2 protein-coding genes and 1 pseudogene are annotated in these 2,283 nt (G+C 44.5%); 2 read left to right on the top strand and 1 reads right to left on the bottom strand.

Going from position 1 to position 2,283, the window contains the following annotated elements; all coding sequences use genetic code 11:
* Together pgl and gnd are read left to right on the top strand one after the other, a co-directional pair.
* Positions 1-547 (top strand): 6-phosphogluconolactonase (pgl, locus tag A3738_RS14135; RefSeq protein ID WP_068763654.1); only part of this gene is annotated, 547 nt, incomplete at its 5' end.
* A 9-nt stretch (positions 548-556) separates the two neighbouring features.
* Positions 557-2,005: a decarboxylating NADP(+)-dependent phosphogluconate dehydrogenase gene (gene gnd / locus A3738_RS14130; RefSeq protein WP_068476580.1), complete on the top strand. Its 1,449-nt coding sequence runs from the start codon at positions 557-559 to the stop codon at positions 2,003-2,005.
* 27 nt (positions 2,006-2,032) lie between these two features.
* Here gnd and A3738_RS14125 read toward each other — a convergent pair.
* Positions 2,033-2,283, bottom strand: a pseudogene (locus tag A3738_RS14125) (polyphosphate kinase); the annotation flags it as partial.

Here is a 2,283-nt window from a genome sequence, read left to right as displayed (position 1 = left end):
GGATAACTTGCACTTTTGGTGGGGCGATGAGCGTATGGTTGAAAAAGAAAGTGCCCAAAGTAATTTTGGTGAAGCTTATCGTACACTGTTCCAACACGTTCCAATCCCAGAAGAAAACCTCCATCCAATAAATGGTGCAAATGAATTATCGATAGAGCAAGTGCATGCGGAAGAGGAGATTGTTTCCAAGCTTGATAAGCATGAAGGTCGCCCATGTTTTGATTGGGTGTTACTGGGTTTAGGTGAAGATGGTCATACTGCATCTCTATTTCCAGGGCAGGTAGATTACGAAGCACAGAGTAATTGGGTTGCAGCAACACATCCCGAAACAGGAGAGGTGCGCTTGTCATTGTCGGCCGAGACTTTATGCAATGCTCGATCCATTGCCTTTGTCGTGACCGGGGCAAACAAAGCAGAAATCGTGCGAGATGTGTTTGGTGACGAAGAAGAATCTGAGCAATATCCAGCAGCGAATATTTTTGCCTTTGATGGTGAGACGCAATGGTTGCTCGATGAAGCGGCGGCAAGTTTACTGGTCAACGATTAAGAGGCTGATATGAGTGCAGACATTGGTGTAATTGGCTTAGCAGTAATGGGGCAAAACCTCATTCTAAATATGGATAATCATGGCTTTGAAGTGGTGGCGTATAACCGCAGCAAAGACAAAGTCAGCGCGTTTTTATCAGGCGCAGCAAAAGGAACAAACATCAAAGGCGCTCACTCTATCGAAGAGCTAGTGAATGCTTTAAGCACTCCTCGCAAGATCATGCTGATGGTTAGAGCGGGGCAAGTTGTTGACGACGTTATTGCGCAACTAATCCCTCATCTGGAGCAGGGTGACATCATCATTGATGGTGGGAATTCTAATTTCGAAGATAGCTCTCGAAGACTGAAAGAACTCTCAGAACAAGGCATTTTATTTTTGGGCGCAGGCGTTTCTGGTGGTGAGGAGGGGGCTCGTCATGGACCGTCGATTATGCCCGGTGGAAGTCAGGAAGCATGGCCTCACCTTAAACCGATACTGCAATCGATTGCTGCCAAAACCAGAAGTGGTGAGCCGTGTTGTGATTGGGTCGGACAAGGTGGTGCCGGACATTTTGTAAAAATGGTGCATAACGGCATTGAATATGGCGACATGCAATTAATTGCTGAGTCTTATGATTTCTTGCGCATAGTTCTAGGGCTTAATAATGACGAGATTTCTGCCGTTTTAGGACGGTGGAATGAGACAGAATTAGACAGCTACTTAGTTGAAATCAGTCGCGATATTTTGGCGTTCAAAGACGAGCAAGGTAATCATTTGCTTGATCGTATTCTCGATAAGGCTGGTCAAAAAGGGACGGGTAAATGGACTGGAATCAACGCACTAGATTTAGGTGTTCCGTTGACCTTAATCAGCGAGTCGGTTTTTGCACGTTGTATTTCTGCTTTGAAAGATCAGCGCACAATTGCATCTAAGCATTTCTCTAAACCTAGTGTTGAAATTCCTGATAACAAAGATGAGTGGATAGAGATAGCGCGTAAGGCTTTGTTGGCATCAAAGATTATCTCATATGCTCAAGGTTTTATGCTGATGAAAGCAGCGTCAGACGAGCATGGCTGGGAACTTAACTATGGCAATGTCGCATTGATGTGGCGCGAAGGCTGTATTATTCGTAGTGTATTTTTAGAACAAATTCGTGATGCTTTCGCCTCTGATGGTCAGCTCGATTTTCTAGGCTTAGCTCCTTACTTTAATGAGATCTTGCAAGATTGTTTACCTGCGTGGCGAAAGCTAGTGGCCAAGTCGGTTGAGAGTGGAGTACCGGTGCCATGTATTGGCTCAGCGCTAAGTTTTATTGAGGCTTATAGTCGCGAAAAACTACCTGCAAATTTGATCCAAGCGCAGCGAGATTACTTCGGGGCGCATACCTATCAGTTAGACGGTGATGAAACTCAACAGTACTATCACACTGATTGGACTGGGCGAGGTGGAGATACTTCGTCGTCGAGTTATGATGTGTAGCGTATTGGTTGATAAGAATTTCAATCGTTAAGGCAGATATTTAGTCGCCAATTTTTCTACTTCAGGTTTCAGTAATTCAACTTGTTCCGTGTCGATATGGGCATTTAATCGTTTGGCGATATGTTTCATCGCGTTGATGCGGGCATATCGTTTGTTGTTTGCCGCTACTATATGCCAAGGGTTTTTCTTGCCATCAGTTTTATCCAGCATGTCCTCAAATGCTTGTTGGTAACTGTCCCAGTTTTGTCGATTTAATATATCTTCACTTGTGATTTTCC

The organism is Oleiphilus sp. HI0066 (genome assembly GCF_001635725.1).
Note: the sequence above shows the minus strand (reverse complement) of the source record. Positions and strands in the feature narration are given on the sequence as shown.

What these genes read in the sequence shown, in the direction of transcription:
- gnd (WP_068476580.1), top strand. Translation starts at nt 557, where the DNA reads ATGAGTGCAGACATTGGTGTAATTGGCTTAGCAGTAATGGGGCAAAAC.